Annotated in this window: 21 protein-coding genes; 10 read left to right on the top strand and 11 right to left on the bottom strand. The window is 69.9% G+C overall.

The window, feature by feature from the left end; translation table 11 throughout:
* Positions 1 to 66 precede the first annotated feature (66 nt).
* Together IU449_RS26000 and IU449_RS25995 are read left to right on the top strand one after the other, a co-directional pair.
* Complete coding sequence (locus tag IU449_RS26000) at positions 67 to 270, top strand: hypothetical protein (RefSeq protein ID WP_195004793.1); 204 nt, start codon at positions 67 to 69, stop codon at positions 268 to 270.
* A gap of 101 nt (positions 271 to 371) precedes the next feature.
* Positions 372 to 1019, top strand: a complete 648-nt coding sequence (locus IU449_RS25995) for a hypothetical protein (protein WP_195004792.1) — start codon at positions 372 to 374, stop codon at positions 1017 to 1019.
* A 60-nt stretch (positions 1020 to 1079) separates the two neighbouring features.
* Here the strand turns inward: IU449_RS25995 and recR are convergent, their stop codons facing one another.
* The gene (gene recR / locus IU449_RS25990; RefSeq protein ID WP_195004791.1) at positions 1080 to 1688 is read right to left on the bottom strand and encodes a recombination mediator RecR; all 609 of its coding nucleotides are present in this window, start codon (positions 1686 to 1688) and stop codon (positions 1080 to 1082) included.
* A gap of 15 nt (positions 1689 to 1703) precedes the next feature.
* Positions 1704 to 2036 carry a YbaB/EbfC family nucleoid-associated protein gene (locus IU449_RS25985; protein WP_067864524.1) on the bottom strand — a complete coding sequence of 111 codons (333 nt, stop codon included), beginning with the start codon at positions 2034 to 2036 and terminating at the stop codon, positions 1704 to 1706.
* 150 nt (positions 2037 to 2186) lie between these two features.
* Between IU449_RS25985 and IU449_RS25980 the strand changes: the two genes are divergently transcribed.
* The 3 genes from IU449_RS25980 to IU449_RS25970 are packed head-to-tail and all read left to right on the top strand — an operon-like array spanning position 2187 to position 4028.
* Positions 2187 to 2774, top strand: coding sequence for a hypothetical protein (locus IU449_RS25980; protein WP_195004790.1), 588 nt, complete (start codon positions 2187 to 2189; stop codon positions 2772 to 2774).
* Positions 2775 to 2823: 49 nt separating this feature from the next.
* On the top strand, positions 2824 to 3630 hold the full coding sequence (locus IU449_RS25975) for a MerR family transcriptional regulator (RefSeq protein WP_195004789.1): 807 nt from the start codon (positions 2824 to 2826) through the stop codon (positions 3628 to 3630).
* 44 nt (positions 3631 to 3674) lie between these two features.
* Positions 3675 to 4028, top strand: coding sequence for a VOC family protein (locus tag IU449_RS25970; protein ID WP_195004788.1), 354 nt, complete (start codon positions 3675 to 3677; stop codon positions 4026 to 4028).
* A 49-nt stretch (positions 4029 to 4077) separates the two neighbouring features.
* Here the strand turns inward: IU449_RS25970 and IU449_RS25965 are convergent, their stop codons facing one another.
* Complete coding sequence (locus tag IU449_RS25965) at positions 4078 to 4512, bottom strand: SRPBCC family protein (protein ID WP_195004787.1); 435 nt, start codon at positions 4510 to 4512, stop codon at positions 4078 to 4080.
* 173 nt (positions 4513 to 4685) lie between these two features.
* Here IU449_RS25965 and IU449_RS25960 point away from each other — a divergent pair, with 173 nt between their 5' ends.
* Entirely contained in the window at positions 4686 to 6137 is a 1452-nt protein-coding gene (locus IU449_RS25960) for an FAD-binding oxidoreductase (protein ID WP_416382242.1), read from the top strand.
* Positions 6134 to 7450 (top strand): class I SAM-dependent methyltransferase, encoded by a 1317-nt coding sequence (locus tag IU449_RS25955; protein WP_195004786.1) that lies wholly within the window; start codon positions 6134 to 6136, stop codon positions 7448 to 7450. Before IU449_RS25960 ends, IU449_RS25955 begins: the two co-directional genes overlap by 4 nt.
* 201 nt (positions 7451 to 7651) lie before the next feature.
* Here IU449_RS25955 and IU449_RS25950 read toward each other — a convergent pair whose 3' ends face one another.
* The 5 genes from IU449_RS25950 to IU449_RS25930 all read right to left on the bottom strand — a co-directional run bounded on the left by IU449_RS25950 (position 7652) and on the right by IU449_RS25930 (position 18676).
* On the bottom strand, positions 7652 to 11314 hold the full coding sequence (locus IU449_RS25950) for a protein kinase domain-containing protein (RefSeq protein ID WP_416382244.1): 3663 nt from the start codon (positions 11312 to 11314) through the stop codon (positions 7652 to 7654).
* A 228-nt stretch (positions 11315 to 11542) separates the two neighbouring features.
* Positions 11543 to 13696 carry a 3-hydroxyacyl-CoA dehydrogenase NAD-binding domain-containing protein gene (locus IU449_RS25945; protein WP_324188442.1) on the bottom strand — a complete coding sequence of 718 codons (2154 nt, stop codon included), beginning with the start codon at positions 13694 to 13696 and terminating at the stop codon, positions 11543 to 11545.
* Between the two features lie 38 nt (positions 13697 to 13734).
* Entirely contained in the window at positions 13735 to 14949 is a 1215-nt protein-coding gene (locus IU449_RS25940; RefSeq protein WP_195004785.1) for an acetyl-CoA C-acetyltransferase, read from the bottom strand.
* A gap of 256 nt (positions 14950 to 15205) precedes the next feature.
* Positions 15206 to 17773 (bottom strand): DNA polymerase III subunit gamma and tau, encoded by a 2568-nt coding sequence (locus tag IU449_RS25935; RefSeq protein ID WP_195004784.1) that lies wholly within the window; start codon positions 17771 to 17773, stop codon positions 15206 to 15208.
* A 63-nt stretch (positions 17774 to 17836) separates the two neighbouring features.
* Positions 17837 to 18676: a neutral zinc metallopeptidase gene (locus IU449_RS25930; protein WP_324188441.1), complete on the bottom strand. Its 840-nt coding sequence runs from the start codon at positions 18674 to 18676 to the stop codon at positions 17837 to 17839.
* A 493-nt stretch (positions 18677 to 19169) separates the two neighbouring features.
* Between IU449_RS25930 and IU449_RS25925 the strand changes: the two genes are divergently transcribed.
* On the top strand, positions 19170 to 20789 hold the full coding sequence (locus IU449_RS25925; RefSeq protein ID WP_195004783.1) for a DUF2207 family protein: 1620 nt from the start codon (positions 19170 to 19172) through the stop codon (positions 20787 to 20789).
* Positions 20790 to 20913: 124 nt separating this feature from the next.
* Here IU449_RS25925 and IU449_RS25920 read toward each other — a convergent pair whose 3' ends face one another.
* From IU449_RS25920 to IU449_RS25910, 3 genes are all read right to left on the bottom strand, one after another.
* A complete protein-coding gene (locus IU449_RS25920; protein WP_195004782.1) occupies positions 20914 to 22176 on the bottom strand; it encodes an ROK family transcriptional regulator in 1263 nt (420 codons plus the stop codon).
* A gap of 375 nt (positions 22177 to 22551) precedes the next feature.
* Positions 22552 to 23253: a hypothetical protein gene (locus tag IU449_RS25915; RefSeq protein WP_195004781.1), complete on the bottom strand. Its 702-nt coding sequence runs from the start codon at positions 23251 to 23253 to the stop codon at positions 22552 to 22554.
* Between the two features lie 101 nt (positions 23254 to 23354).
* Positions 23355 to 23939, bottom strand: a complete 585-nt coding sequence (locus IU449_RS25910) for an HhH-GPD-type base excision DNA repair protein (RefSeq protein ID WP_195004780.1) — start codon at positions 23937 to 23939, stop codon at positions 23355 to 23357.
* A gap of 152 nt (positions 23940 to 24091) precedes the next feature.
* Here IU449_RS25910 and IU449_RS25905 point away from each other — a divergent pair, with 152 nt between their 5' ends.
* Positions 24092 to 24544 (top strand): VOC family protein, encoded by a 453-nt coding sequence (locus IU449_RS25905; protein ID WP_195004779.1) that lies wholly within the window; start codon positions 24092 to 24094, stop codon positions 24542 to 24544.
* Positions 24545 to 24609: 65 nt separating this feature from the next.
* Positions 24610 to 25452 carry a methyltransferase domain-containing protein gene (locus IU449_RS25900; RefSeq protein ID WP_416382241.1) on the top strand — a complete coding sequence of 281 codons (843 nt, stop codon included), beginning with the start codon at positions 24610 to 24612 and terminating at the stop codon, positions 25450 to 25452.
* Positions 25453 to 25521: the final 69 nt, after the last annotated feature.

Genomic DNA, 25521 nt, shown 5'->3' with positions numbered 1-25521 from the left:
TCGTGTCGGAGGCATGTGGTGTCATCTAGGTCGACCGACGAACCGACATCCCAGTCAGGAGGGCACATGCGCGCACCGGGTTGCGGGGGATGCGACACCGGGGTCGACCACTGTCACGGGACGTTGGTCGTGCATCAGGACTGGTCGGCGGAGTGCACCGAGGACTGCGTGGACCTCGACCGGGCACGGCATACCTTCGTCGTCGACTGCGCCGATGTGGCGGGCGGATGCGCCTGCGCCGAGGAACGCGGACAGCGGCGCAGCGCATGACGCGAAAGCCGCGTGCGGTCCCGAACCGCGACACGCGCGGCCGCGCCCAGGCCACGGAACCGGGCAGGCACCGGCGGTCGGCCCGTCACTAGGCTGACCGGGTGAACTACGACTTCGTTCTGTTGCCATCCGGTGTCGCGCGCACTCCGTCCGAGGTGGACGGCTACCTGACCGCGCAGCAGGGTCTGCCGCAGACCGAGACGGTCACCGCCATGGCCGCGGTGATCAACGAACGCAATGCGGCGCTGCCGGAGGAGGATTCCTTCCTCGCCGACAACGCCGAAGTCGGCGCAAAGGCGACCGGGTCGGTGCTGCACGTGGCCTGCCCCTACGACGCCATCGGGCACGTGCGCGCCCTGCTGTTCGAGATCGGCACGCCGCGCGACTACGCTCTCTACGATCCGCAACTGGCCTGGTTGATCGACCCCGCCGGCCGCGTCCCGGTCACTGTCACGCACGGCGGCGCGGGCGAATTCCCTTACTTGACGGAAACTCTCGTGCACCAATGGGTTCCCGAACTCGCCGAGCCCGGCCCGTATCTCATCGTCGAACGGGCACCGCAGCACTACATCCAGACCTTCCGCACCGCGCCCGGCGAATTCGCCGTCGAGTACCGCGAGGGCGGGCCGGACCGGCACTACGCCCTCACGCTGACCGAGCCCCGCGATGTCGCCGAGATCATCTGGGCGTGGGCCCGGGGAGATCGGGCGGCCGTGCAGGCACGGACCTGGGAACGAGTCGACTTCTGATCGCGCCGGTCGCCGCCGCCGGGTGCTGCCGAGCGCGGACTCGACGCGAGGCGGGCACGCTCAGAGCGCGCGCCGCCCGGACAACGCCCGCCCCAGCGTCAGTTCGTCGGCGAATTCCAGATCCCCGCCCATCGGCAGGCCCGACGCCAGGCGCGTGACCGACAGCCCGGGGAAATCGCGCAGCATCCGGACCAGATAGGTCGCGGTCGCCTCCCCCTCGGTGTTCGGGTCGGTGGCGATGATCACCTCGGTGACATCGACCCCGTCGTCCTGGTTGCCGATGCGGGCCAGCAGTTCCCTGATCCGCAACTGATCGGGGCCGATACCGCTGAGCGGGTCGAGCGCGCCGCCGAGCACGTGGTAACGCCCGCGGAACTCCCTGGTCCGCTCGATCGCCTGCACGTCCTTGGGCTCCTCGACCACGCAGATCACCGTGCGGTCCCGGCGCGGGTCGGCGCACAGTCTGCACAGCTCTCCGTCGGCGACGGTGCCGCACACCGCGCAGAAGCGCACCCCGTCACGCACCTTCTGCAGCGCGGCCTGCAACCGGTCGATCTCCGGCGGCTCGACCTGCAGCAGGTGGAAGGCGATGCGTTGCGCGCTCTTGGGACCGACGCCGGGCAGTCTGCCCAGTTCGTCGATCAGATCCTGTACCGGCCCCTCGTACAACCGACGCGTCCTCGATCAGAAGCCGGGCAGACCGGGCAGCGAGCCGCCACCCGCCAGCGGCCCGAGACGCTCGGCGGCCAATTGCTGGGCCCGAGCGGAGGCGTCGTTGACCGCGCCGATGATCAGATCCTGCAGGCCCTCCACATCGTCGGGATCGACGACCTTCGGGTCGATGGTCAGCGCGACCACTTCGCCGCTGGCCTTGAGGGTGACGGTGACCAGCCCGTTGCCCGCCTGGCCGGTCACCTCGGCGGCCGCGATCTCGGCCTGCGCCTGCATCACCGCTTCCTGCATCTGCTGTGCCTGGGCGAGTAACTGCTGCATGTCGAATTGACCACCGGGCTGCACGGCATGTCCTCCTCTGGCGGGGTTGTCGATGTTCAGCCTAGTCGCCGCGGCCCTCCGGCCGCGGCGGGCCGTGCGGGTTTGAACTCACGTCGACGGGGAAGACGCAACGAAGTTGGACAAGCGACAGGTTCGGATCGGCGATTCACAGGTATGACACGAGTTCTTTCACTACTGCACAACGACATTCGTGACGGTCTGCGCGGCGGCGTGCTCGCACTGGCGGCAGGCATGCTCCTCTTCGGCAGTGCCGTCAGCGCGGACGCCCGACCGGCGTCCCTCGACTACGGGGGCGGCTGCCTGCTGGATCCCACCGACAAGGTCGCCACGCTGGCCGCGCTGCGCGCCCGGTGCACGCCAGGGCAGCAGGACGCGATCTACTCCGCCGCCGACGCGGGCGCCGCGCCGTCGGGGTTCACCCGGGGCCGGGTGATCCGACCGGGCTACGGCAGCGACCTCGCGCCGACGGTGTGGACCGGCAAGACGTTCACCACCGGCCCGGACGGCGGGGCGGTCACCAACCGGCTGGCCGACGGCACCGACGCCTGGCATGCCGACATCTACCGCGCGCCGTCGATCGCCGACGGCGACCCGACCTGGGTTCTGGACTACGCCCCCTCACCCACCCCACAGGTCTACGACGAGATCAGAGAGGTCGTGCCCGGCGTCTGGCTCGGCTATTCGTGGTGGCGCGAGGCGGGCACGGACACGCTGCTGCTGGCCTTCGTACTCGCGAACTGAGCGGGTCCGGCTTGACTCTCCCCGTGCTGGAGAGTGTTTGCTGTTGCCCATGACCGCGACCGTCGCCATCGGGGAGTTCGCTCGTCTTTCGAACCTGAGCGTGAAAACCCTGCGGCACTACCACGACATCGGCCTGCTCGCCCCTGCCGAGATCGACCCGGGGTCCGGCTACCGCCGCTACCGCACCGACCAGGTGGAGCAGGCGCTGCTCATCCGCAGGCTGCGCCTGCTGGACATGCCGCTGCCCGAGATCAGGGACGTGCTGGCGGCTCCCGACATCGCCGCCCGCGACGCCACCCTGCGCGCGCACCTGGTGCGCATGGAGGAGCAGTTGCAGCGCACCAGGAACGTGGTGGCCTCGCTGCGCGCCCTGCTCACCCCGGCTTCGCCCCCGGGCATCGAATACCGCGCCCTGCCGTCGACGCGAGTGCTGGCCGTGCGAGAAGTGGTCGCCAAGCCCGATATCGACCGATGGTGCGCGGCGGCCTACCCCCGGCTCTACGCGGCGATCGCGGCGGCGGGGTCCGCACCGGCCGGTCCGGCGGGCGCGACCTACCCGCTGGACTATTTCACCGACGACGTCGGCGAGGTGCTCGCCTACGTTCCGGTCCCGCCCGGCGACGCGATCCCCGCCGCCGGACTCGAATTGGCGGTACTGCCCGCCCACCGGGTCGCGATCGCCCTGCACCGCGGTTCCTTCGACGACGTCGACCGCACCTACGGCGCGTTGGGAACTCATGTCGCCGAACATGATCGGGCGCTGCCCGAGCCCGTACGCGAGATCTATCTCGCCGGTCCCGGCGACACCGCCGATCCGGCCGACTACCGCACCGAGATCTGCTGGCCCGTCAGTTGAGCGACACCCCTACCCATCTCTCGACGCACCCCGAGGAGAACACCATGTCTTTGTCCATCGCCGCCGTCACCTTCGACTGCGTCGACGCCGCCGCCCAGGCCCGCTTCTGGGGCGAACTGCTCGGCCGAGCCGTCGATCCCGAGGCCAGCGAGTTCTTCGCCTCCATCGGCCGCACCTCCGGCGAGCAACCTGTCCTGATGTTCTTGAAGGTCGGCGAACGCAACCCCGGTAAGAACGTGGTCCATCTGGACCTGTACGCCACCGACCGGCAGGCGGAAATCGACCGGGCGATCGGCCTCGGCGCCGAACATCGCGGCGATTTCGACGAGTACGGCATCGTGTGGACCACGCTGGCCGACCCCGAGGGCAACCTCTTCGATATCGCCGCCCAAGCCTGACCACCCGCCCGGCCGCGCGGATACCCGCGCGTGGCCGGGCGAGTGCGGCTCAGGCCAGTTCGCGCTGCAGGTTGCCCAGCACCTCGGCCTGGATCTTCTTCAGGCCGAGGGGGGCGAAGATACCCTCGAAGATGCCCTTGACGCCGCCCGCGCCCTGCCAGGTGGTGGTCTGGGTGATCTTCGAGCCGGTGCCCTCCGGGGCGACGGTCCAGGTGGTCACGAGCGAGGAGTTGGCGTCGGTTTCGGTGACCATGCTGCCCGCGACCGAGACGGTGGCCCGCACATTGCGCTGCCGGGTCTCGGTGGCCTGCAGGGTCCATTCGGCGACCGTGCCGTCACCCTGGCCGCCCTCGACCACCTTGTAGTCCCGGTAGTGCGCGGAGAGAATGCGCGGGCGCACCGTCACGTAGTCCGCCACGGCGTCGAGCGCGCGCTTCGGATCGGCCGCAACGGTGATCGAACTGCTGGCGCTGACCTGTCCCACTGTGAACTCCTTGTCCGGTTGTCGATCGAGGTGCCCCAATCCTGCCCTGCGACGGCCCCGGAGCGCCGCGCGCCCTCGGAATCGACCGCAGACCGATATTCACCCCCGGTATTTACAGGGACATCACATGTATTTTGTGGCCGACCCGACCCGCGAGTACTAGCGTCGCAGGGGTGGCAGTGAGTCTGGGCAAGGCCGGTCACACCCCGGCCGCACGCGAATCAGGGTTCGCCGCGCATGAAGCGGGCGTCGACCGACTTCTGGCGAGTTACCACGCCATCCCCCCCGGCGCGACCGTCCGCCTGGCGAAGAAGACTTCGAACCTGTTCCGAGCCAGGGCAGCCAACCCCGCGCCCGGACTGGACGTATCGGGCCTGACCCGCGTCATCGCCGTCGACCCCGAGGCGCGCACCGCCGATGTCGCGGGCATGACCACCTACGAGGATCTGGTCGCGGCCACCCTGCCCTACGGTCTGGCCCCGCTGGTGGTGCCGCAGCTCAAGACCATCACCCTCGGCGGCGCGGTCACCGGCCTCGGCATCGAGTCCACCTCCTTCCGCAACGGCCTGCCGCACGAGTCGGTGCTGGAAATGGACGTGCTCACCGGGGCGGGCGAAATCCTCACCGCCACACCCGACGGCGAGCACGCCGACCTGTTCCGCGGTTTCCCCAACTCCTACGGCACGCTCGGCTACACGGTCCGATTGAAGATCGAACTGGAGCCGGTGCTGCCCTACGTCGCGCTGCGGCACGTGCGCTTCCACGACCTGCGCGCACTGGAAGCCGCACTGGCCGCCATCGTCGACGAGCGCGGCTACGACGGCGAGCGGGTCGACTATCTCGACGGCGTGGTGTTCGGCGCCGACGAGAGTTACCTGACCCTCGGCAGGCAGACCGACGAGCCGGGTCCGGTCTCCGACTACACCGGGATGGACATCTACTACCGGTCCATCCAGCACGATTCGGCCACCCCCCGGCGCGACCGGCTGACCATCCACGACTACCTCTGGCGCTGGGATACCGACTGGTTCTGGTGCTCGCGCGCTTTCGGCACCCAGAATCCCCGCATCCGCCGCTTCTGGCCGAAACGCTATCGGCGCAGCAGCTTCTACTGGAAACTGGTCGCGCTGGATCACCGGTACCACATCGGCGACAAGATCGAGGCCCGCAAGGGCAACCCGCCGCGCGAGCGGGTCGTGCAGGACATCGAGGTGCCGGTCGAGCGCACCGCCGATTTCGTGGAGTGGTTCCTGCGCGAGATCCCGATCGAGCCGATCTGGTTGTGTCCCTTGCGATTGCGCGAGCACGGGCCCGCGATGCGCGGTGCCGGCGGGACGCGGGGCTGGCCGCTGTACCCGCTCGAGCGCGGACGCACCTATGTGAACGTCGGATTCTGGTCGGCCGTGCCGACCGTCCCCGGGCAACCGGAGGGCGCGGCCAACCGCGCGATCGAGAAGACCGTGACCGAATTCGACGGCCACAAATCGCTGTACTCGGATTCCTACTACCGCGAGGACGAGTTCGCGGAGCTGTACGGCGGGCAGATCTACACCGATCTCAAGAAACGCTACGACCCGGACCAGCGCCTGCTGGACTTGTATTCGAAGGCGGTGCAACGCAGATGACGACATTCAAGGACCGCTCCGACGTCTTCGCCGATCTAGGAACCAAACTGACCATTGCCGAAATCTTCGACACCCTCATCGAGGGCACGAGCCCGATCCGGTTGACCGCCTACGACGGCAGCTCCACCGGTCCGGCCGATTCTCCCTACACCCTGCACCTCGCTACCCCGCGCGGGATCAACTACCTGGCCACCGCGCCGGGTGATCTCGGCATGGCGCGCGCCTACATCTCCGGTGACATGACCGTCACCGGCGTACACCCCGGTGATCCCTACGACGCGCTGAAGGCGCTGCAGGATCTGAGGTTCCGGCGGCCCTCGGCGCTGGCACTGGTGACCATCGCCAGGTCGCTGGGCTGGGAGAGACTCAAGCCGATCGCGCCGCCACCGCAGGAGACACTCCCGCGCTGGCGGCGTATCGCTTTGGAGGGCCTGCGCCACACCAAGGCCCGCGACGCCGAGGCGATCCACCACCACTACGACGTGTCCAACGAGTTCTACGAATACGTCCTCGGCCCGTCGATGACCTACACCTGCGCCGCCTACGGCGAACCGGACTGGACGCTGGAACGGGCACAGGAGAACAAGTACCGCCTGGTATTCGAGAAGCTGAAGTTGAAGGCGGGCGACCGGCTGCTCGACATCGGCTGCGGCTGGGGCGGCATGGTGCGCTACGCGGCCGCGCGCGGCGTGCGCGTCATCGGCGCGACGCTCTCCGCGGAGCAGGCGGCCTGGGCGCGGGCGAAGATCGAGGAAGAGGGCCTGAGCGAACTGGCCGAGGTCCGCCACTGCGACTACCGCGACGTCCCGGAGGCCGATTTCGACGCGGTGTCCTCCATCGGTCTGACCGAGCACATCGGCGTGCACAACTACCCGTTCTACTTCGGCTACATCCGCGACAAGCTGCGCGACGGCGGCATCTTCCTCAACCACTGCATCACCCGGCCGGACAACACCCGCACCACCAGGGCGGGCGATTTCATCGACCGCTACGTCTTCCCGGACGGCGAGCTGATCGGTTCCGGGCGCATCATCTCCGAGATCCAGAACGTGGGCCTCGAGGTGCTGCACGAGGAGAACCTGCGCGAGCACTACGCGCTGACGCTGCACGAATGGTGCAAGAACCTGGTCGAGCACTGGGATGCCTGCGTCGCCGATGTCGGTGAGGGCACGGCGAAGGTGTGGGGCCTGTACATGGCCGGTTCGCGGCTGGGCTTCCAGCGCAATGTGGTGCAACTGCACCAGGTGCTCGGCGTCAAGGTACCCGCGGACGGCAGCTGGACAGTTCCGCTGCGCCCCTGGTGGCAGCCCTGAGCCGATCGGGCAGCCATCATTCGCCGAAGGGCGGCTCCGGTCCGACCGGGGCAGCCCTGCCCGGCCGCCACCGCGATCATCCGGTCGCCGCAGCGGGTCAGGCCGTCGAGGGCCCGGTTGGGGATTTCCGCGAGAGATCGAGCGAGGCGCTACGCCGCGGCCGGCTCGTCGGTGCCGGCGGGCGCCCCGGCCCGCACGGGATCAACCGAGTACATCGTCGAGGAAGTGCCCTGGTAGCAGCGGCGCGTCGGGCGGCGAAGCCCCCGGTTCCGTAGGGGAGCCCTCCTCGGCGGCCGGGCGGGCCTCGCTACGCAGCACACGCAGGATCGCGACCACCCTGGGCCCCGCATCCAGCAGCGGTCGCGACCAGCCGAGCCGGGCGCACGTCTCGGCGGCGGGCACGAGCAGAGAGGTCGCCTCGCCGACCCAGCCCGCGGCCGCCAGGCATTCGGCCAGCAGCAGGGCGGTGTCGAGTTCCGCGCGCGGACGGCCCTGCTCGATGGCCCGCCCGTACAGTGCGCGCGCGTGGCGCACCGCCGCTTCCTCGGAGTGCGGGGGCATGCCTGCCAGCATGGCCCGGATGGCGGCGATCTCCTGGGCCTCGGCGATCAGCGCGTCGGCGCCGCGCGCGCGTCGCACTCCCCGGCCGCTGAGCAATTCCTCCTCCGGCAGCGCGGGCACCGGCAGGCCGAGCCGCAGCCGCTCGGCCCGGACATACGCCGCCAGCCGGGGCAGATTGCCGTCGGCGGCGATGCGCTCGCCCTCCTCCAGTCGGGCCGTCGCGGCCCGCATGTCTCCGATCAGCGCCTTGACCCGCGCGCCGATCACGAAGGTCGCGAGCAGCACATCGACGGTGCCGACCCTGGCCACCAGCTGATGACTCTCGTCGAGCAGCCGGTCGGCGCTCGCCAGGTCGCCCGCCCGGTATCGCAACTCGCCCAGCATCGCCGAGACCACCCGCACCCCGTGCGAGCGCGGCCCGGCCCGGCGCGCGACCTCGCACGCGGCCTCGAAGTGCTCCAGCGCGCCACGGACATCGAGCTGCTCGTAGGCGGCCACCCCGCGTGCCAGCAGGCCGAACACCGGCCCCAGCTGGTATTTCGACTTCTCGTGATAGGGCGCGGCCCAGTCCTGGATCTCACGCACCCCGTCGAAGTCGAACGCGCACAGACGCGCGTAGGCAGCGACATTCGCCGCCGTCGACACCGTCCAGGTGGGCAGATCACCGGGATCGTCGAGGACCTCGGCGACCTGGTCGAGCACGCCCTCGGTGTCGTCGCGGGTGACCGCGTCCGCGGCGGCGAGCACAGCGGCCTCGCGGCGCTCGTTGCGGGTCTCGCCCTCGGTGGCGGCCTCGCCGCCGGGCAGCATGTTGGTCAGTTTGCCCAACGCCGAGCGCGCCGCGTCCGACTGCTGCAGGTTCACGTTGGCCCTGGCCACCGCCATCAGCAATTTGGAGCGTGAGGTCACCTGCTGCAGCGGTAGTTTCGAGACGGTGCCGAGCAGCGTGGCCAGCCTGGAGCCGTCGATGAGGTCCATTCCGCCGCCCTCGACCAGATCCAGCGCCATCTTCAGGTCGGTCGCCGCGAGCGCGTGGTCGACGGACTTGCGCAGGAACTGGTGCTCGGCGTACCAGCGGGAGGCCTTGCGGTGCAGCGACCGCAGTTTCGACTGATCGGTGCGCTCCAGCCGGGCGCGCAGGTGCTCGGCGAACAGCGGCTGCATCCGGTACCAGCCGGCATCGTGCTCGATGCGGCGCAGGAACAGTTCCCGTTGTTCGGCCTGGGCCAGCAGCATCTCGGCTTCGCTGTCCTCCGACAGCGCGCCCGCCAGGTCGGCGTTCACCCGCTCGACGACCGCGACCGCGGTCAGGAAGTCGAGCATCCGCGGTTCGAGGGTGTCGAGCACGTTCTCGGCCAGGTACTCGCGGATGTTGTGCCCGCTTTCCGGGCCGGAGGCCAGCAAGCGCTGCGGATCGTTGTTGCCGCGCAGTGCCAGACTGATCAGCTGCACGGCGGCGGGCCAGCCGTCGGTGGACCGATGGATCTGCTCCACCTGCTTGTCGGTGAGGTCGAAACCGTTGCGCTCCACCAGAATCCCGGCGGTCTCTTCGAGGGTGAGCCGCAATTGCGCGGAACCGATCTCGACCAGTTCGTCGTCCACCCGCATGGCGTTCAACGGCAGGCCGGACTGGTCGCGGCTGGTCACCACGAAACGCAGGTGATGACAGCCGTTGCGGAGCAGGGTGTCCATCGCGCGCAGCGCGCCGGAGTCGGTGATGCGATGCCAGTTCTCGATCACCACCACGATGGTCTCGCCGCCGCTGTGCACCTCGTCGATCAGCGTGCTGATGACATAGGGAACCGCGTCGTCGAGCTCTTCCTCGAGCACCTGCTCCAAACCGACGCCGATGTCCGGGCGCACCCGGTGAATGGCCTGCAGCAGATGCGCCAGGAACCACACCTCGGTGTCGTCGTAGCGGTCCAGGCTGATCCAGGCCACCGGCACGCCGTGCTCGGAGAGCTCGGCTCGCCACTGCGCGGCCACCGTGCTCTTGCCGAAGCCCGCGGGCGCGTGGATGAGGGCGAGCCTGCGTCGCCCACCCGCGCGCAGCGTCTCCAGCAGACGCGGCCGGGCCAGCGGCTCCTTGGCGGGCGTGGCCGGGCGGAATTTGGTCGCGGCGGTCGGCGGCGGAGCGGCGCCCGCGGAGCCGGTGGTCGACCACCCGGCCTCCACCGCCACGGTGCCCGCCCCCGCGGCCTGGGCCGCGGCGTCGGTCCCGCCGGGATGCCGGGACACATTCGGTCGCAGTGTCAACGGCCAGCTACGCCGGGAGGCGATCGCGGGAATCGACCGCGTCGACCACTGCGTGCGCGAGACCTGCTCCTCGGTCTCGGCCGCGGGTTCGCCGAGATCCTGGTCGTGCGCGATCGGGTCGAGCAGCGCCATCTCGTCGGGCACCTGCCCCAGCTCGCGCTGGGCCGCGCGCAGCATCTCGCCGAACTCGTAGGCCGAGGCCGGGCGCCGATGGACCTCGGGCGACATGGCGGCCTCGATGGCCTTGGCCACCGGCGCCGGGATGTGCTGTTCACGCAGGTCGGGAACGGGCTGGGTGGTGATCCGCAGGAACTGCGCGACCACCCGCTCACCGGCCTGCCGCTCGAACGCCGCGTGCCCGGTGAGCAGCGCGAACAGCGTCGCGCCCAGACCGTAGACGTCGGAGCGGACGGTCGGCTCCTCACCCTTGAGCACTTCCGGGGCGGTGAAGGCGGGCGAGCCGGTGATCAGGTTGCTGGAGGTACGGAACCCGCCGGGGATGCGGGCGATCCCGAAGTCGGTCAGCTGCGGTTCCCCGTAAGCGCTGAGCAGCACATTGCCCGGCTTGACGTCGCGGTGCAGAATCCTGGCGCGATGCGCGCTCTCGATGGCGCCCGCCAGTTTCACCCCGACCCGCAGAGTGTCGGCCCAGCTCAGCGGTCCCTGTTCGACGATGAGCTGTTCGAGGGATCCGTGCGCGCAGAACGGCATGACGATGAACGGCAGACCGCCGGCGGTGACGTCGACCTGCAGGATGTCGACGATGTTCGGGTGCCCCGACACCCGGCCCATCGCCTGCTCCTCGCGCAGGAACCGCTCCCGGCTCTCGGCGTCCATGTCCGGCGAGAGCACCTTGACCGCCACGACGCGATCCAGCGCCACCTGCCAGCACCGGTACACCACGCCGAACCCGCCGCGCCCGATCTCCACCGCGCCCGTCAGCCCGGCATCCTCCAGTTCGTCGACGATACCGATCGGGGCGTGGCGTTGCGTGGGTTCGCCGGCGGTTTCGGCACGCGAAGATCCGGCCACCGGCCGGTCGCTCACATCGACCTGGGCCGCATCGAGTTCGGACCCGTCCGAACGCGGCTGATGCTTCACCTGGACCACCTCGTGCCGACGACAGCCGGACCGGCGGGCACAGCGCCAGTCCTCATTGCCTGCGCATATCCAACGTAGCGCGGCCGGGTCGCGGTGTGGTGGAGAAACGGCGGAAGCCCGCCACCGCGACGCGATGACGGGCTTCCCTCGGCGAGCCTCAGCTCATCCGATACTTCACTTGCGCAGCGACGCCGGAACCTCGAAGCGCTTGCCGTACTTCTCGGCCAGGTAGTCGGCACGAGCCACGAAGGCCTCCTGCCCACCCGGGTAGCCGACGATGAACTGGTGCACGCCACCGGTCCAGGCCGGGAACCCGATGCCGAAGATCGAGCCGATGTTGGCGTCGGCGGTGGTCTCGAGCACACCCTCGTCGAAGCACTTCTGGGTCTCGATCGCCTCCGCGAACAGCATCCGGTCGATCAGGTCCTGCAGCGGCACTCCGAAACCGGCGTTGGTCTTGAAGTGGTCGCGAACGCCCTGCCAGATGCCCAGACGCTTGCCGTTCTCGTCGTACTCGTAGAAGCCGGCCTTCTCCAGACGACCCGGACGCTGCGCCTCGTTCACCATGTACTCGATGACCGCGATCGCCGGGTGACGCTCGGTGCCCATCGCGATATCGCCCTTGGCGGCCGCTTCCTCGGTCTCCTTGGCGATCTTCAGCATGAGCTTCATGTTCAGCTCGTCGGTCAGCTGCAGCGGCGGCGCCGGGTAGCCCGCCTGCGAACCGGCCTGCTCGATGGTGGCGGGCTCGATGCCCTCGGTGAGCATGGCGATCGCCTCGTTGACGAACGTGCCGATCACGCGAGAGGTGAAGAAGCCGCGGCTGTCGTTGACGACGATCGGGGTCTTCTTGATGGCGAGGGTGTAGTCGAACACCCGGGCCAGCGCCTCGTCGGAGGTCTTCTCACCCTTGATGATCTCCACCAGCGGCATCTTGTCGACAGGCGAGAAGAAGTGGATGCCGATGAAGTCCTCCTGGCGCTTCACGCCGGTCGCGAGACCGGTGATCGGCAGGGTGGAGGTGTTGGAGCCCAGCAGGGCGTCCGGGGTGACGATGTCCTCGATCTCCTGGAACACCTTGTGCTTGAGCTCGGTGTTCTCGAAGACGGCCTCGATGACGAAGTCGACGCCGGCGAAGTCGGCCGGGTCCGCGGTCGGCTTGATGCGGTCCAGCAGCGCCTTGGACTTCTCCTCGGTGGTCTTGCCACGGGAGAGGGCCTTGGCCTCGATCTTCTCCGAGTAGTTCTTGCCGCGCTCGGCCGCCTCGATGGTGACGTCCTTGAGCACGACCTCGTAGCCGGCCTTGGCCGAGACGTAGGCGATGCCCGCGCCCATCATGCCCGCGCCGAGCACGCCGACCTTCTTGATCTCCTTCTTCGGCACATCCTTGGGACGCGAGCCGCCGTTGTTGATCGACTGCAGGTCGAAGAAGAAGGCCTGGATCATGTTCTTGGCGACCGGGCCGGTCAGCAGGTGCACGAAGTAGCGCGACTCGATCAGCGAGGCGTTGTCGATGTCGACCTGCGCGCCCTCGACCGCGGCGGCCATGATGGCACGCGGGGCGGGCATGTTGGCGCCCTTGAGCTGCTTGCGCAGGTTCGCCGGGAAGGCGGGCAGGTTGGCCGCGAACGCCGGGCTGGCCGGGGTGCCGCCGGGGATCTTGAAGCCCTTCTTGTCCCAGGGCTGCACGCCGCCCTCGGGGTTGGCCTTGATCCACGCCTTGGCGGCCGGAATCAGCTCTTCGACCGAGCCGACCAGCTCGTCGACCAGGCCGATCTCCTTGGCCTTGGCCGGCTTGTTGCGCTGGCCCTGGAGCAGCACGCCCATGAGCGCGTTCTGCAGGCCGAGCATGCGCACGGTGCGGATGATGCCGCCACCGGCGGGCAGCAGGCCCAGGGTCGCCTCGGGCAGGCCGATCTGCGAGCCGGGGACGTCGGCGGCGATGCGGTGGTGGGTGGCCAGCGCGATCTCCAGGCCGCCGCCGAGGGCGGCGCCGTTGATGGCCGCGACGACCGGCTTGCCGAGGGTCTCCAGCTTGCGCAGGGCACCCTTGATCTGGCCCAGCTCGTCCATGAGGGCCTGGCCGTCTTCCGGGCCGACCTTCATCATGTTCTTCAGGTCGCCGCCGGCGAAGAAGGTCTTCTTCGCCGAGGTCAGCACGACACCGGTGATGTCGTCCTTCTCGGCCACGAGCCGGTCGACCGTCTCGGTCATCGACTTCTTGTACAGCTCGTTCATCGTGTTGGCGCCCTGGTTCGGGTCGTCCATCGTCAGTACGACGATGCCGTCCGAATCCTTTTCCCAACCGATCATGTTGGTTTCGCTCACAGCTCTGTGTCTCCTTGTTGAATCAGTGACCGGTGGGATCAGACCCGCTCGATGATGGTGGCCACGCCCATGCCGCCACCGATGCACAGGGTGATCAGCGCGTAGCGGCCGTTGCGGCGCTCGAGCTCGTCGACCATGGTGCCGGTGATCATGGCGCCGGTGGCGCCCAGCGGGTGGCCCATGGCGATGGCGCCGCCGTTGACGTTCAGCTTCTCGTCCGGGATGTTCAGGTCCTTCTGGAACTTGAGCACCACGGAGGCGAACGCCTCGTTGATCTCGAACAGGTCGATGTCGTCGACGGTCAGGCCGGCCTTGTCGAGCACCTTCTTGGTGGCCGGGGTCGGGCCGGTCAGCATGATGGTGGAGTCGGCACCGCTGGTGGCGGTCGCGACGACGCGGGCGCGCGGGGTCAGGCCCGAAGCCTTGCCCGCCTCTTCGGAGCCGACCAGCACCAGCGCGGCGCCGTCGACGATGCCCGAGCTGTTGCCGCCGTGGTGGACGTGGTCGATTTTCTCCACGAAGTGGTACTTCTGCAACGCCACCGCGTCGAAGCCGCCCATCTCACCGACCATGGCGAACGAGGGCTGCAGCTTGGCGAGGTCTTCGAGGGTGGTGCCCGGACGCATGTGCTCGTCGTTGTCGAGCACGATCAGGCCGTTCTGGTCCCTGACCGGCACGAGCGACTTGGCGAAGTAGCCGCCGGTGGTGGCCTTGGCCGCCAGCTCCTGCGAGCGCACCGCGTAACCGTCGACGATCTCGCGGGTGAAACCCTCCATGGTGGCGATCAGGTCGGCGGAGACACCCTGCGGAACGAAGTAGGTGTCGTAGTTGGTGGCCGGGTCCAGCGCCCAGGCGCCGCCGTCGGAACCCATCGGCACGCGGGACATCGACTCCACACCACCCGCGATGACCAGGTCGTCGAAGCCCGAGCGCACCTTCTGGGCGGCCAGGTTGACCGCTTCGAGGCCGGAGGCACAGAACCGGTTCAGCTGGAAGCCGCCGACGGTGGGGGGCAGGCCCGCCACGGTGACTGCGGTGCGCGCGATATCACCGCCCTGGTCGCCCACCGGTGCGACGCAACCCAGGATCAGGTCGGAGATCCGGTCCTCGTCGAGGTTGGGGAAGCGGTTGCGCAGCTCCTGGATCAGACCAACAGTCAGGTCGATCGGCTTGACCGAATGCAGCGAGCCGTTCTTCTTGCCGCGGCCGCGCGGAGTGCGGATGGCCTCGTAAATGTAGGCCTCTGTGGTCATATCGGAGTGTTCCTTCCTTAAGGTGCCCCCGCACCGCGGTATGCGGTACAGGCGCGGATAACCTCGCCGACCGGCCGTGCGACCGACCGTCCTAACGCTGTACAAAACTCGGCACGCTTCGACAGACGCACGCTCTGGCCGCCCGCACGTCTGGGCATACCATAGAACCTCGTCGGATCGGAGTTCGCGGCCACCCGTTCATAGTAGCGCCGGTGTGCGAACTCCCGTTAACTTAACGTCGTCGGACCGGGGGTTGTCAACCATCCAGCCGGGTAGCGCCGAGTTCGGCGCGGAGCAACTCCAGGGCGACCTCGTCGGGGTCGCGCCGATCCTCCGGCGCCACCGGCGTCGCCGCCTCGGCGAGCATCTCCTGCTCCTCCTCGGCCGTCAGCGGCCCCGGCACCGCGGGCGGCGCGTACTCGCCCGGCGCCGAGGTCTCGAACTGCGCGAGGTCCGGCGGGGTGAAGTCCCCCGGCCCCGGGTCGTCGGGCAGGTCCGGGAAATCGGGGGGCGGAATGTCGTCGTCCGCCATCGGTCCCGACCGCTTCGGCCGCGCACTCCCGGCCGCGCCGCTCCCCTCCGCACCCGCCCGACTCGGTCGCGAGAACTGCGGCAACCCCCCTTGCCTGCCCGACTTGGCCTGCGCCGGCGCGGGCTGACCGCCGCGCCCCTGCGGGGTACCGCTCTGACCGGCCCGATCGGCCTGCGCCGCACTCGGTTTCGAGCGCGCCGCCTGCGCCTGCGGACGCGCTCCCGAGCCGCCTTCCCAGCGGACTTCGTAGTCGACGCCGAGCACCTCGCGAATCGCCGACCGGATGACCTCGACATTGCGCGGCTCCGACAGCCGCCCCACCAGTACCGCGGTCGGGTGCGCGAAGACGATGGTCTGCCCCTCGACCCGGACGACCGACGCCCCCGACAACATGGCCGGAATGGAGGCGGATCCGTACTCGCGAACCTTCGCGCGGATCTGTGCCCACGCGCCGTCGACCGCCTGCCGGACTTCCTCGGGCGACCCGGCCGGGGCCTGCGGCTCCGGCGCCACCGGTGCGGCGACGTCCGGTTGCCGGTCCTGCCGCGCCGCGGGCGCACCCCCGGTCGGCGCAGGCTGCGCGGCGGAATCCCGCACGCTCGCGGCGCCACCGGACGGCGACGATCCACCCGCGCCGACGGCGTGGTCGTCCGGGCGCGCGTCACCCGTTCCACCCGCCATGGAGCCGTGTGGATCGGGTGTCACCGGATGTGGGGGCGCGGTCGTCGGCTCACCCGTGACCGGCAGATCCCGCGCGGGCGAAGCGATCGGGCTCGCCCCGGACGAAGCACCCGATCGCGGATCGGCCACAGGAGAGGCCACCCGCGCATCCGGGGCCGAAGCCGACGGCTCGGCATGCGACGCGGCGGGCTGCGCGGAGGCGGATTCCACGGCTCGTGGCGGAACGGGCACCTCGGCCGAAGCGGACGGCGCGCCCGCCTCCGATGGCGAACGCTCGGCCGATGGCTGCGCCGTGGTCACCGGCGCGGCGTCCTTGCCCTTGGTCTGCCGTAGGGCGGCGATGGCTTCGGCCCCGCGCCGACGCGAGAGGTCACCGGCACTCGGCCGGGCGACCGGCGCGGCGGCGGCTTCGGCGGCCTGTCCGGCCTGGACCGGCGCGGCCGGGAGCGCTCCCCCGCTCGCCACGCTGCGTTCGAGTCGTTCGATCCGTTGCAGCGTGGCGGCCTCGCTGTCGGAGGCCGCGGGCAGCAGCATCCGCGCGCACACGACCTCGAGCAGCAACCGGGGCGCGGTGGCCCCGCGCATCTCGCCGAGCCCCTCGTGCAGCAGTTCGGCGAAGCGGGTCAGCCCGGCCGGGCCGATGCTCTCGGCCTGGTCACGCATCCGGTCGAGCACATCGCCCGGGCCGGAGACCAGGCCGCGCTCGACCGCGTCGGGCACGGCCTGCAGCAGGATCAGGTCACGGAACCGCTCGAGCAGGTCGACGGCGAAACGACGGGGATCGTGCCCGGCCTCCATCACCCGGTCGATCGTCCCGAACAGCGCCGCGCCGTCGTCACCCGCCAGCGCCGTCACCGCGTCGTCGATCAAGGCCACGTCGGTGACGCCGAGCAACGAGACCGCCCGGTGATAGGTCACGCCTTCGTCGCCCGCACCGGCGAGCAGCTGGTCGAGCACGCTGAGGCTGTCACGGGGCGAACCGCCGCCCGCGCGGATGACCAGCGGATACACCGCCTCCTCGACGGCGACGCTCTCCTGTTCGCAGATCCGCCCGAGCAGTCCGCGCATGGTGGCGGGCGGCAGCAGCCGGAACGGGTAGTGGTGGGTGCGCGAACGGATCGTCGGCAGCACCTTGTCCGGTTCGGTGGTGGCGAAGATGAAGATCAGGTGGGCGGGCGGCTCCTCGACGATCTTGAGCAGCGCGTTGAAACCCGCGGTGGTCACCATGTGCGCCTCGTCGACGATGAACACCCGGTAGCGCGAGGTCGCGGGCGCGTAGAAAGCGCGGTCGCGCAGTTCACGGGTGTCGTCGACGCCACCGTGGCTGGCGGCGTCGAGCTCGATGACGTCGAGGTTGCCCGGCCCGCCGGGCGCCAGCGCCTCGCACGACTGGCAGCGCCCGCACGGGCTGGCGGTCGGCCCCTGTTCGCAGTTGAGCGAGCGGGCCAGGATGCGCGCCGAGGACGTCTTACCGCAACCGCGCGGACCGGAGAACAGGTAGGCGTGATTGATCCGGCCGGTGTCCAGCGCGGTACTCAGCGGTTCGGTGACGTGCTCCTGCCCCACCACTTCCGCGAATGTCGCCGGTCGGTACTTCCGGTACAGAGCCACAGCCCGAGACTACTGCCGGGGCCCGACGAGGTCGGGAGGAGCCGGGCGTTCGCGACGAACCGCTCAGTTCACCGCTTCGGCCGGGGCGGCGAAGGTGTTGCACTGCGCGGCGCGGTTCTGCTCGACACCGATCTCGAACCACGTGCCGCTGTTCTCCGGACTGCCGTGGTCGGGGGAGTCGGTGGGGGCGTCGCCGCGGCCGTTCGCGTCGCGGATCGCCAGGCTGATCTGCGAACTGGTCAGCGCGCCGCCTTCCTGCGAGGACCCGAGATACATGCCGTCGAAGCACTGGGCCTGCAACTCGATGCGGCGGGAGAGCTCGAGTCCGCGGTCGCTGCGCACACCCGCTTCGACTCGCTCGCTGTTGGCCTTGCGCAGGATTCCCGACATCGCCTGAACGTGATGGCCGTATTCGTGGGCGAACACCGACAGGTACACCACCCAGTTGTCTTTGAACAGATCGGTCTGCAACTGGCTGATCGGCATGTAGATGGTCTTGTTCGCCGGGCAGTAGAAGGCGGCGAAATTGGTGGTGGTGCCGGTGCAGGGCGTGGAGATGCCCTCGGTGCTCGCGCTGACCTCCAGAGCGGGCGGCGTGAACGACAGATCCGCGTCGGCCAGCACCGGCTTCCACGCGTCTTCCAGGCAGGCGGCGGCACTGTCGAAGAACGCGCGCGCGACGCTCACCTGGGTGCCCCAGGGCGAGTAGTCGCAGTTCGCCGGGATCAGGGTGAGATCCGGGTCGGTGAGCAGCGGGTTGCTCGCGGACTCGGAGGCGGCCGTCCCGTCGGGGTCGTAGCTGAAGCCGGGCGTCGGGCCGGTGGCGCGGTGCTCGGTGAGATCGAGGCGGACCGCGGCACGCACCAGCCCGCCGACGATCACCACCGCGACCACCAACAACACCGCCAGCCACCGGCCGCCACCGCTCCTGCGGGGCGGCCGCTGCGGACCTCGACCGGGCGGGCCGTAGGGCATGGGCGGCGGCATCGGCGGCCGGTGGGCCCGCTGCGGTCCGTACCCCGGCGGGTAGGCAGGCCGCTGTGGCGGCGGGAACTGCGACGGCGGGGACTGCGGCGGCGCGGAATATGCCCCTGGCTGCGAATAGGCTTGCGGCGGGGCATATTCGGGCTGCTGTCCGTAACCGGGGTGCTGCCCGTGGCCGGACTGCTGCCCGTGCCCCGCGTACCGCGCCGGCCGGTGACCGGGCTGCTGTCCGTAACCGGGATAACCGCCCTGACCAGGGGGCGGCGGAACCGGGCGGCCGCTGGGACGATCGGGTCCGTAGCCATGCGGTGGTTGGGTCACTCCCCCTGCCCCTCCATGCTCGAATCGCCGCGGGCCGTCGCGCGAGAACAGCCGCCGGCGAAGGATACCAACCCTATTAGAGTAGGCAGCCATGTTGAGTTTTCGGGGGGCCGCTGCGGGCGCGCTGATGCTGGCAGCCGCAGCGATGTCGGCCACCGCCCCGCTCGCCCTGGCCGAGCAGCCTGCGGGCATCACCATCGTCGCCGATCTGCTGCTCGATACCCAGGGTGTCCTGCAGGTCGAGGAGAAGGTCACCGTCCCCGAGGGGGACGAGTTCCGGATGTCGCTGCCGCTGCGCCTGCAGGTCGAACCGGACGTGGAGCGCCGGTTCGCGGTGACCGACGTGGAGACCACCGGCGTGGGTTCCACCACAACCGCCGACGACCGGTTCACCATCATCGCTCCGCCCGGCGAATCGACCTTCCGTTACTCGGTGCACAACACCGTCGGCGACGCCCCGAACAGTCAGGTGTTCCACTGGATCGGCGTGGTCGACACCGACATCGCCTCGATCAGCGCCGCGCTGGTGGCGCCCAGCTACGAGCTGGCCATCGTGGACTGCACGCTCGGCCCGCCCGGCGACACCCGCCCCTGCGCCGACGTGCGCACCGAGGCCATCGGCGTGCTGCACCTCGAGCAGACCGACATCCGCAAGGGCGACGCCATCGACCTCACCGTGCAGATTCCCCCCGGCACAGTGCCCGCCAACGCCGACGTGATCGATCACAACGCGCCGGGACCGTTCTCCGTGAGCGCCCCGGTGCTGGCGGCCTTCGGCGTCCTCGCCGCCGTGCTCGCCGCGCTGGCCGCGCTGGTATGGCGGGCCAGGCGCGAGAACGATGCGGCGAGCACCGGTTCGGAGGTGCTCGATCCGCTGGATCGCACGGACGGACACGTCCGGTTCATCTCGCCCGAGGGCATTCTGCCCGGCGAAGCCGGACTGCTGCTCGACGAACACGTCGACCCGATCGACATCGCCGCCACCGTGGTCGATCTGGCGGTGCGCCGCTACCTGTGGATCACCCGCATCGCCGAAAGCGACTGGCGCGTCACCCGGGTCAACGACCCCGACGACCAGTTGCGCGCCTACGAACAGGCCGTCTATCGCGCCCTGCTACCCGACGGCGTGGACGCGGTCACGCTGCGCGAAGTGCGCGAATCCGGTCGCGCCCGGCATGATTCGGTCCGCGCGACGATGATCGCCGACTCGGTGGACCGCGGCACCTTCGTCGACCGCACCCGCCCCGGCCACTATCTCTGGTTCGGCGGCGCCCTCGCCGTCGTCGGTGTGCTCGCCACCGTCGGACTCGCCGTCACCTCCGGTTACGCCCTGGTCGGCGTCGCCATCCTGCTCGCGGGTGTCGCTGTCATGCTGCTCCCGAAGTACCTGCCCGCCAGGACCGCGCTCGGCAGCGATATCGCCCGCCGGGTCCGCGCCCTGCAACGCGGACTCGACGCGATCGGCATCGACCAGATCCCCGCCGCCGATCGGGAGACGGTCTTCTCCCGCGCGCTGCCCTACACCGTGGCCTCCGGCCGCGTCGACAGCTGGGTGCGCGCCTTCCGCTCGATCGACCCCAGCGACGACTCCCAGCCCGGCCTCTACTGGTTCGGCGGCTACGAACGCGACCGTGACCTGCAGCGCTTCGCGGGCGACTTCCCGTTCTTCATCACCGCCGTGGAGGGCCTGTTCCACACGCCCAAGGTCTGAGCCGAGGACTCCGGAAGCGGCGGCCGCGGCTCCCGCGCGATCACCGCGGCCGACGAGCCGCACCCGGCCGCGAGCGCGTTTCGGAGCGCGGTCATCACGTCGCGTTCGACGACGAGCGGGCTCACTACGTCGCGGCGAGGCGGCGCATCGCCGCGAGCGGGTCCGCGTACAGGTTGCTCAGCGACGCCACCACGGCCGCGAATTCCTGTACTTTGCCGCCGAATCCGCTGATGCGAATGTCGGTGGGCGGCAGGGCCGAGGCACCGCGGAACGCCTCGGCGACGCGCGCGACGCCGGGACGGTAGCCGGTGAAGGCCTGACCTGCCAGGATGACCCGGTCGGGATTGAGCATGTCGCTCACCAGCGCGACCGCGTTGCCCAGCACCGTCGCCCGCTCGATCAGCAGATCGTGCGCCGGACCCGAACCCTGCGTGGCGGCATCGTAGAGGTCGGCGATGGTCGAGCCCCTGGTCCCGTTGTGCGCGGGGATGATGCCCTTGCCGACCGCCCGGGCCACCAGGGCACGATCGCCGACGGTGGCCTCCAAGCAGCCGCGCCTGCCGCAGGAGCAGGTCACCTCCGACCCGGTGGGCAGGTGCGCGATGGAACCGGGGCCGCTGCTGGGGGCATGCACCCGGCCGTCGAGAGTGACCGCCACACCGGCGGTTTCGCGCACGTAGAAGAACAGTCCGGCGCCCCGTTCGAGCGCGCGGTCGGGATGCGGGACGGGCAGCAACTCGGAGGCGGCCATCGCCTCCACGTGCGGGGCCACCGAGACGGGCAGCTCCAGCACCTCGGCGAGGACACCGCCGAGCTGCGCGCCCTGCCAGCCCAGCACGGGATGGTCCACGGTGCCCCCGGCCGGGTCCACCCGGCCGCCGACGGCTACGCCCGCCCACAGGGCGCGACGCCGATGCCACCGGCGCAGAAAGGCTTTCGCGCTGCGGGCGATGGTGGTGGTGGCGAATTCCTGGCCGGTCTGCGGTGTCGCGATGGCGAGCCCGCCGATGATGCGGCCGCGCAGGTCCGCCGCCACGATCTCGGTGGAGACGGCGCCGATGTGGATGCCGAGAGTCAGGTAGCTGTCGTGGTCGACCTCGAAGGGCACCCGCGGCCTGCCCACCGCGCCGGGGGTGGTCAGATCGGGACGCTCGCGCAGTAGACCGGCCGTGAGCAGCGCCGATACCTGGCGGTTCACCGTCGCGATGCTCGAACCCGTTGCGCGCGCGACATCGTCACGCGAGACCGGGCCGCCGGTGGCCGCCCGCAGCACCGCGGCGGCGGGATTGTCGCTGAGGCGCAATTCGGGCGCGACGACCGGACGCCGGGTACGGGCGCGTGCGGTGACGGTCCGGGAAGTGGAGCGTTCCAGGATGGGAAGAGACATCTGTTTTCCTTGCTGAAGCCCCGGCCGAGGACGGGACATGCCTACACGTGCGGCGACGGTGGCGCGTGAGCGAGGAAGGAACAGCTCAGCGCCGACGGCGGGAACAACACAGTTCCCGCGTCGGCGGCAGCCGAAGACCCAGCGCGGCGGTCACATAGGTGACCCGCGTGGCGGTGGGGCGGCCGGAAGACATGAGAGGAAAGGTAACACCGCTGTTGTCGGCGCACCAAGCTTTACCCCACCTTCCGTGGGGCAATCCACAGCAAACCTCATCGGGCCCCAGCCACGACGACGGCCCCGCCCGGCGCGAGATGCGCTGAGCGGGGCCGGTATTGGCGGGGCCGGTATTGGCGGGGCCGGTATTGCGCCGGGGAGTTACTTGGCGGGCGGCGTGAACGGCTGATTGACGGTGGTCAGGTACTGGATCGCGGCGCCGATCGCGACCGGGGCCGTCACCAGGATCTGACCGGCGAGGGTGCCGATCGCGCCGACGGCCAGGATGCCGCCGACGCAGCCGATCGCGGCAGCCGGGATGAACGGGCCGAACAGGCCGACGATGGTGGCCGAGGCCACGGTGAGGCCCGCGATGCCGCCGAGGACGCAGCCCAGCGCGCCGCCGCCCAAGCCGCCGACCAGGGTGCCGATGGCGGCACCCATGGTGATCGTGCTGGTCAGCCGACTCCAGGCGGCGACCTCACGGTCGTACTCGCTCTTCCAGGGGGCCTTGTCCTCGTAGGGCAAGGCGACGGGCTTGTAGACGGCCCTGTCCACGGAGATCTGCGGCGTCAGGGTCGCCGTGCGGTCGCTGATCTCCGCGACGATCGGGAACTCGAACTCGTCGATGCGGAAGTGCAGCGGGGCGCCCGCGATGGTCTCGCCGTTGGCGGCCTTGATCTTGAGCGCATTGTCCTCGACGACCAGCGATCCGGAATCGATCGAGATGATCGACTGCGTATCGGTGGCGTGGGCGGTGAAGTTCACCGCTTCCTGCGCCGGCTCTGCATGGGCCGTACCACCGGCGACGCCGGCCACAATGGACACCAGTGCCGTGAGCACGGCAATCTTGCTTCTCTTCATCACGCTGCGATCCCTCATCTGGTGGAGCTATTCGGTCGCAATCATGCGGCAACCGACTCACCACCACAAGAGTAAAAAGCAGCGAGATCGCAACCCCCAGGTTATCCGCCCGCGACCTCCTTCGCCTCGGCCTTCATCTGCTTCTTGAACGCGCGCACCTCGAGCAGCGATCGTCCGTCGGTGATGTCGGCTGCCGAGCGCCGGGAATCCGGCTCCGAGTAGTCGCCCGCCGCCTCCTCCCAGCCATCCGGCCGCACCCCGAGCTGCTTGCCGAGCAGGGCCAGGAAGATGCGCGCCTTCTGTGTGCCGTAGCCGGGCAGATCCTCGAGTCTGCGCAGTACGGTGGCACCGTCGGGGTCGCCGTCGGTCCAGATGCGCTCGGTCTCGCCGTCGTAGTGTTCGATCACGTACCTGGCCAGCTCCTGGGTGCGCCGGGCCATCGAACGGCCGTAGCGGTGGATGGCCGGCGGCGTGGCGCACAGCTCTTCGAATTCCGCCTGATCGGCCTCGGCGATGCGGCGGATATCGAATCCGTCCATGCGTTCGGCGATTTTCCGCGGCCCGCGAAACGCGTGCTCGAGCGGATACTGCTGATCCAGCAGCATGCCGGTGAGCAGGGCGAACGAATCCTCCGACAGCAGTTTGTCCGCCTCGGGCTCCTGCGCCAGACACAAAGTAACGCTCACCGTCGTCCCCTTCGCGATCGCCGACAATTCCTTCCTCGATCATCCCACCCGTGCCGCACCGACGGCAGCCGACGTCGCGCCCGGGATCCGATGCCGGGCACGGCGCTCGTCCGGCCGCCGGATGTCGGTGCCCGGGTGTAGCTTCGCGGCCTATGGCACTGAGTTGGAAGCTCGTCGTCGACACCGGTAACGCGCCCGCGCTGGCCGACTTCTGGGCCGCGGCCCTCGGCTACGACGTGGAGGACCCCGCCCCTCTCATCGAGCGCTTGCTGGCGGCGGGCCACCTCGGCGAAGACATGGTCGCCGAGCACGACGGCCGCCGCACCTTCCGCGGTTACGCCGCCATCCGTCACCCCGAGGACCCGTTCGACCCGGAGAGCGGAATCGGCCGGGGCCGCCGCATCCTGTTCCAGGACGTCCCCGAACCGAAATCCGTCAAGAACCGTCTGCACATCGACATCCACGCCGAGGCGGAAGGCTTGGAAGCGCTGGTGACGCGGCTGGAAGCACTCGGCGCGAGCCGCGTGCAGGAGGTCGACCAAGGTCCTGCTGGGCATTGGTGGGTCATGCGTGATCCGGAAGGCAACGAGTTCTGCGCGGCCTGACCAGACGGTGATCCGAGTCACAACCTGACGCTGCGACCGGGCGGGCCGCCGCGTACGCTCGGCGCATGACGACGGTGATCCCGACGGACGGACGAACGCGCATGGACACTCCCGGTTTGCGCCCGGACCGCTTCGACAGCGCGGGCCAGAATCAATTGGTCGATGTCCGAGATCTGCAAGCGGCCCTGCCCGGCATCCAGCGGCTACGCACCTGGGCCCACCAGGCCCTCGCGCTGCATCCCGGCGAACGCGCCGTCGACATCGGTTCCGGCACCGGCTCGGAAGTCCTCGCCTTCGCCGATGTGGTCGGCCCGACCGGCGAGGCCATCGGCGTCGAACCCGATCCGAACCTGCTCGCCTCCGCCGAGCGCCGTGCCGCCGAGAAGGATTCGACCGCCAGGTTCCTCTCCGGCGACGCCTACGGAATCCCGTTCGGCGCGAACCATTTCGACGCGGTCCTGTCCGAGCGGGTCTTCCAGCACCTGACCGCCCCGGCCCGCGCGGCCAACGAGATCGCCCGCGTGTTGCGCCCGGGTGGCCGGACCGTCGTGGTCGACGTCGACTGGGACACCGCCATCGTGCACCCCGGCGACCGTCGTGTGGTTCGCGAGGTGATCGAGACCCTGATCTCGGCCACCACCAATCCGCTGTCCGGCCGCAGGCTGCCCGGCCTGCTCACTCAGGCCGGGCTGGTCATCGACGAGATCGGCTCACACGCCCTGGTGCAGACCCGCGCCGCGGGCCCCGGCTCACTGGTCGATCGCATCTCCGCCATGGCGGTGGCCCGCGGCTCGATCACCGCGGCCGAACGCGACCAACTGCTCGCCGACCTGGAGCGCGGTGCCCGCACCGGCGACATCCACCTCTCGGTGACCATGTTCGCCGTGCTCGCCCACAAGCCGGCCTGACCGGCTCGCGACGAACCGCGGCCCCCGGATCCACCGTGGATCCGGGGGCCGCGTCGTCGTGCGGACCCG

This window comes from Nocardia higoensis, from assembly GCF_015477835.1.
In the GTDB taxonomy this organism is placed as follows: Bacteria; Actinomycetota; Actinomycetes; order Mycobacteriales; family Mycobacteriaceae; genus Nocardia; species Nocardia higoensis_A.
Note: the sequence above shows the minus strand (reverse complement) of the source record. Positions and strands in the feature narration are given on the sequence as shown.

Bases quoted from the DNA above. Each gene is read 5' to 3' on its own strand.
- IU449_RS25915 (WP_195004781.1), bottom strand. From the start codon at position 23,253: ATGAAGAGAAGCAAGATTGCCGTGCTCACGGCACTGGTGTCCATTGTG.
- IU449_RS25905 (WP_195004779.1), top strand. From the start codon at position 24,092: ATGGCACTGAGTTGGAAGCTCGTCGTCGACACCGGTAACGCGCCCGCG.
- IU449_RS25940 (WP_195004785.1), bottom strand. From the start codon at position 14,949: ATGACCACAGAGGCCTACATTTACGAGGCCATCCGCACTCCGCGCGGC.
- IU449_RS25980 (WP_195004790.1), top strand. From the start codon at position 2,187: ATGACACGAGTTCTTTCACTACTGCACAACGACATTCGTGACGGTCTG.
- IU449_RS25975 (WP_195004789.1), top strand. From the start codon at position 2,824: ATGACCGCGACCGTCGCCATCGGGGAGTTCGCTCGTCTTTCGAACCTG.
- IU449_RS25925 (WP_195004783.1), top strand. From the start codon at position 19,170: ATGTTGAGTTTTCGGGGGGCCGCTGCGGGCGCGCTGATGCTGGCAGCC.
- IU449_RS25955 (WP_195004786.1), top strand. From the start codon at position 6,134: ATGACGACATTCAAGGACCGCTCCGACGTCTTCGCCGATCTAGGAACC.
- IU449_RS25970 (WP_195004788.1), top strand. From the start codon at position 3,675: ATGTCTTTGTCCATCGCCGCCGTCACCTTCGACTGCGTCGACGCCGCC.
- IU449_RS26000 (WP_195004793.1), top strand. From the start codon at position 67: ATGCGCGCACCGGGTTGCGGGGGATGCGACACCGGGGTCGACCACTGT.
- IU449_RS25900 (WP_416382241.1), top strand. From the start codon at position 24,610: ATGACGACGGTGATCCCGACGGACGGACGAACGCGCATGGACACTCCC.
- IU449_RS25920 (WP_195004782.1), bottom strand. From the start codon at position 22,176: ATGTCTCTTCCCATCCTGGAACGCTCCACTTCCCGGACCGTCACCGCA.